Source organism: Rhodopseudomonas sp. (assembly GCF_048594845.1).
Classification (GTDB): Bacteria; Pseudomonadota; Alphaproteobacteria; order Rhizobiales; family Xanthobacteraceae; genus Rhodopseudomonas.
In genome coordinates, this window is record NZ_JBMDXE010000025.1 from 1 (window position 1) to 4,559 (window position 4,559).

The window sequence follows — 4,559 nt, forward strand, 5'->3', positions numbered from 1 at the left end:
GTTGCCGCGTTCGCCGATGTCGAACGCGCCCGGGGCATAGAACGCACCGGCAGCGACCAACACCGCGGCCATACCGACCAGGGAGTGGAAGGCGGCGACCAGCTCGGGCATCGAGGTCATCGGCACCTTCTTGGCGATCACAGCGCCGATGCCGCCGCCGATCGCGATGCCGGCGATCACCAGCACCCAGCCGAGCAGGTCCGCCGGCGGATGGCCGGCGAGCGTCGTGACGATGGCGATCGCCATGCCGCTCATGCCCATCAGGTTGCCCTGACGGCTGGTGGCCGGCGACGACAGACCGCGCAGCGCCAGAATGAACAGGACGCCTGCGATCAGATACAGAAATGCGGAAAGATTGGCACTCATCGACGGCCCCTACTCACTTCTGCTTCTTCTTGTACATCGCCAGCATGCGCTGGGTGACAAGGAAGCCGCCGAAGATGTTGATACATGCGAAGATCAGCGCGACGAAGCCGAAGCCGCGCGCCCATAGCGGACCGTTGTCGCTGCCGGCCAGCGAGACGCCGACGGCGAGCAGCGCGCCGACCACGATCACCGACGAGATCGCGTTGGTCACCGACATCAGCGGCGTGTGCAACGCCGGAGTCACCGACCACACGACGAAGTAACCGACAAACACGGCGAGAACGAAAATCGACAGCCGAAACACGAACGGATCGACCGCCTGAACCATATGCTCCATCACAACTCTCCTTAGCGGTCGCGTTAAGCCGACTTCGGCTGGAAGTTCGGGTGGACCACGGCGCCGTCGCGCGTCAGCGCGGTCGCCTTGACCAGCTCGTCGTCCCAATTCACCGCGAGCGCCTTCTCCTTGTTGACCATGGTCTCGAAGAAGCTGAGCAGGTTGCGGGCGTAGAGGCTCGAGGCCGAGGCCGCGACACGACCGGCGACGTTGGTGTAGCCGACGATCTTGACGCCATCGATCTCGACGACCTGACCCGGCTGCGCGCCTTCGACGTTGCCGCCGCGTTCGACCGCGAGGTCGACCAGCACCGAGCCGGGCTTCATCGACTTCACCATCTCGGCGGTGACGAGGCGCGGCGCGGGCCGGCCCGGGATCAGCGCCGTGGTGATGACGATGTCCTGCTTCTTGATGTGCTCGGCCGTCAGAGCGGCCTGCTTGGCCTGATACTCTTTGGACATTTCCTTGGCGTAGCCGCCGGCGGTCTGGGCGTTCTTGAACTCCTCGTCCTCGACGGCGAGGAATTTCGCGCCGAGCGATTCGACCTGCTCCTTGGTGGCCGGACGCACGTCGGTCGCGGTGACGATGGCGCCGAGACGGCGCGCGGTCGCGATCGCCTGCAGGCCGGCGACACCGACGCCCATGATGAACACCTTCGCGGCGGGCACCGTACCGGCCGCGGTCATCATCATCGGCATGGCGCGACCGAACGCTTCGGCGCCGTCGATCACGGCGCGATAGCCGGCCAGGTTGGCCTGGCTCGACAGCACGTCCATCACCTGGGCGCGAGTGATGCGCGGCATCAGCTCCATCGCGAACGCGGCGATGCCGGCATCGGCCATCGCCTTCAGCGCGGCGTCGTTGCCGTACGGGTCCATGATCGCCAGCACCAGCGCGCCGCGCTTGTAGGCGCCGAGCTCGGCAGCTTCGGGCCGCTTCACCTTCAGCACGACATCGGCACCGCTCAGCGCGTCTGCCGAGACGGTGGCACCGACCGCCGCGTAGTCGGCATCGGGCAGGCCCGACTTGACGCCCGCACCGGGTTCGACCGCGACCTCGGCGCCGAGCGCTTTGAGTTTCTTCACCGTGTCCGGCGTCGCTGCGACGCGCGGCTCGGCAGGGTCTTTTTCTTTGGCAACAGCAATCTTCATGAGGCCTCCGGCGGCGCGAAGCACGCGCGTGAGCGAGCGAGATCGGCACGCACCCCGCACAAGTGGGACCGGTTTTGGACCGGGATGCGCGCTCAGTTCAGTGAAGGAGCTGGCCGTGACGGCCCCCCGGACACCACGTTGCCGAGACCAGCTCCAGGAGAGCGCCGCGTGTAACGGCGCACTCCGGGTGAAATCAAGTCAGGAAAATCGCCATCATCGCCACGATCACGATGACGGCGGCGGTGCCGTACTTCACCAGCTTGATAAACCCTTCATAGGTTTGCTCATGCGCGGCGTAGTCGTTACCGGCGGCGGTCGTGTAGGCGACTTCGCGATGCTCTGCCATTCGTCTCTCCGGACAATGTTCGAGAAGCGGGGATGCAATTAGCGCAATCTTATTGCGGGAGCAACGGCGCTGCAGCAATTAATGGCCTAGCCACTTTGGGTTCATCCCAAAGTCTAGCAGGCGCTCCTCCCTTAACGCAGTGTGATCGGAACGCGCGATTAGAACAAGCTCTTACGAAGCGCTTGCAACAGCTGAGTGATTATTCCGCAGGGCGGGGAGCGAAAGTCACGACGTGGGACAACGAAGAGAGCCGCGTGCTCGCGCAAGAGCCGAAATTTCAGGTTTCCGTCGAACCCGGCCCAACACCGACCCGCCGCGTCTCCCCCGTCATACCGGCCTTGTGCCGGGCATCCACGGCTTCATGGCGGAGATGCACCAGAGGCGTGGATGGCCGGGCAAGCCCGGCCATGACGGAAACGCGACGACCGATCTAAGCAGCCGGCCAATTGTCCCTGATCCACCGCGTCAGCGATTGCTCGCTGACTTCGCCGGCGGCGAGAGAGAGGATCATCGCCGCAGCGTCAGCTTCCGGAACGATGAAGTCGACGTCGTTGACACCGAGGAAAGTGTAGAGAGCCAGAAGCGAAGTTCGCTTGTTGCCGTCCACAAACGGATGATTGCGGGCCAGCCCAAAGGCATAAGCGGCCGCAAGCTCCGCCAGATCGGCTTGTTCGTAGGTCCATTTGTTGCGTGGACGATCCAGCGCCGACTGCAACATCCCCTCATCGCGAAGACCGGCGGCGCCGCCGTGAATGGCCAACTGCTCGTCGTGAATGGCGACGATCATCTGCTGAGTGAGCCAGAACGGCTCACTCATTTGGCCAGCTCGGCAAGCGCGTTGTGGTAGCGCTTCATGCCGCGGCGGGCGACTTCCATCGCTTTCTCGAAATCAGGGTTCGAGGGCGTAAATCGCACGCCACCGTCCGGCGTCAAAGTCGCATACAGCTGATCGCCGACATTCAGGTTCAGCCGGGCCATCAGCTCCTTAGGGAAAATGAGCCCCGACGAATTCCCAATCTTTTTGACCTCGACGGTCGCGAGAACACGACCGCTTTCGATATCGGCTTTAGTACGGTCGTCCATTTCGAAGCCTCCGTTATACGGAATGTATAACGGAGGCCCGCGGTCCGTTCAACAGTTGTTTTACGGTAACAGGTTCCCGTCCTACCCCATCGCCTCCAATTCGTCGATCATGCCGGCGATCACCGACAGGCCGCCGTCCCAGAAGCTCGGGTTCTTGGCGTCGAGGCCGAACGGGGCGAGCAGCTCCGAATAATGCTTGGTGCCGCCCGCCGACAGCATCGCGAGGTAACGCTCGGCGAAGCCTTCCTGGGCGTGCTCGTAGACGGCGTAGAGCGAGTTCACCAGACAGTCGCCGAACGCGTAAGCGTAGACGTAGAACGGCGAATGGATGAAGTGCGGGATGTACATCCAGAAGCTCTCATAGCCAGGCTTGATCTCGATCGCCGGGCCGAGGCTCTCGCTCTGCACGCTGAGCCAGATCTCGCCGATCCGCTGCGCGGTGAGTTCACCGCTGCGGCGCTCGGTGTGGATCGCGCGCTCGAACGAGTAGAACGCGATCTGCCGCACCACCGTGTTGATCATGTCCTCGACCTTGCCGGCGAGCAGCGCCTGGCGCTGCTTGGCGTTCTTGGTCTGCGCCAGCAGCCGCCGGAACGTCAGCATCTCGCCGAACACGCTGGCGGTCTCGGCCAACGTCAGCGGCGTCGGCGCCATCAGCGCGCCGTTGCCGGCGGCGAGCACCTGATGCACGCCGTGGCCGAGCTCGTGGGCGAGCGTCATCACGTCGCGCGGCTTGCCCTGATAGTTCATCAGCACATAGGGATGCGCCGAGGGCGTGGTCGGATGCGAGAACGCGCCCGGCGCCTTGCCGGGACGCACCGGCGCGTCGATCCAGCGGTCGGTGAAGAACCGCTCCGCGATCCGCGCCATCTCCGGCGAGAACGCGTTGTACGCGGTCAGCACCATGTTGCGCGCCTCGGGCCAGGCGATCGTGCCGGTGGCGGCGAACGGCAGCGGCGCGTTGCGGTCCCAATGCGGCAGCTTCTTCTTGCCGAACCAGCCGGCCTTCAGCTTGTAGTAGCGGTGCGACAGCTTGGGGTACGCGCCGCGCACCGAGGCGACCAGCGCGTCGACGACTTCGCGCTCGACGCGATTGTTGAGATGCCGCGAGTCGGCGACATCCTCGAAGCCGCGCCAACGGTCGGAGATTTCCTTGTCCTTGGCCAGCGTGTTGGTGATCAGCGTGAACAGGCGCAGGTTCTTGCCGAAGGTGGCCGCCAGCGCGTCCGCAGCGCGGTGCCGTTCCCCGGGATCAGCCGATTGCAGCTTGTTCAGC

The 4,559-nt window shown here is 64.4% G+C and carries 7 protein-coding genes; all 7 read right to left on the minus strand.

What is annotated here, in order from left to right:
- On the minus strand, positions 1 to 366 hold a 366-nt coding region (locus ACOJTD_RS01470; RefSeq protein ID WP_420131169.1), incomplete at its 3' end, for an NAD(P)(+) transhydrogenase (Re/Si-specific) subunit beta.
- 13 nt (positions 367 to 379) lie between these two features.
- Positions 380 to 703, minus strand: coding sequence for a proton-translocating transhydrogenase family protein (locus ACOJTD_RS01475; protein ID WP_054164493.1), 324 nt, complete (start codon positions 701 to 703; stop codon positions 380 to 382).
- 23 nt (positions 704 to 726) lie between these two features.
- Positions 727 to 1,854 carry a Re/Si-specific NAD(P)(+) transhydrogenase subunit alpha gene (locus tag ACOJTD_RS01480; protein ID WP_420131170.1) on the minus strand — a complete coding sequence of 376 codons (1,128 nt, stop codon included), beginning with the start codon at positions 1,852 to 1,854 and terminating at the stop codon, positions 727 to 729.
- Between the two features lie 193 nt (positions 1,855 to 2,047).
- Positions 2,048 to 2,200 carry an aa3-type cytochrome c oxidase subunit IV gene (locus ACOJTD_RS01485; RefSeq protein ID WP_054164495.1) on the minus strand — a complete coding sequence of 51 codons (153 nt, stop codon included), beginning with the start codon at positions 2,198 to 2,200 and terminating at the stop codon, positions 2,048 to 2,050.
- A gap of 430 nt (positions 2,201 to 2,630) precedes the next feature.
- The gene (locus ACOJTD_RS01490) at positions 2,631 to 3,017 is read right to left on the minus strand and encodes a type II toxin-antitoxin system death-on-curing family toxin (protein ID WP_420131171.1); all 387 of its coding nucleotides are present in this window, start codon (positions 3,015 to 3,017) and stop codon (positions 2,631 to 2,633) included.
- Entirely contained in the window at positions 3,014 to 3,283 is a 270-nt protein-coding gene (locus ACOJTD_RS01495) for an AbrB/MazE/SpoVT family DNA-binding domain-containing protein (protein WP_420131172.1), read from the minus strand. Before ACOJTD_RS01495 ends, ACOJTD_RS01490 begins: the two co-directional genes overlap by 4 nt.
- A gap of 81 nt (positions 3,284 to 3,364) precedes the next feature.
- The coding region (locus tag ACOJTD_RS01500) for a M3 family oligoendopeptidase (RefSeq protein WP_420131173.1) at positions 3,365 to 4,559 on the minus strand (1,195 nt) is incomplete at its 5' end.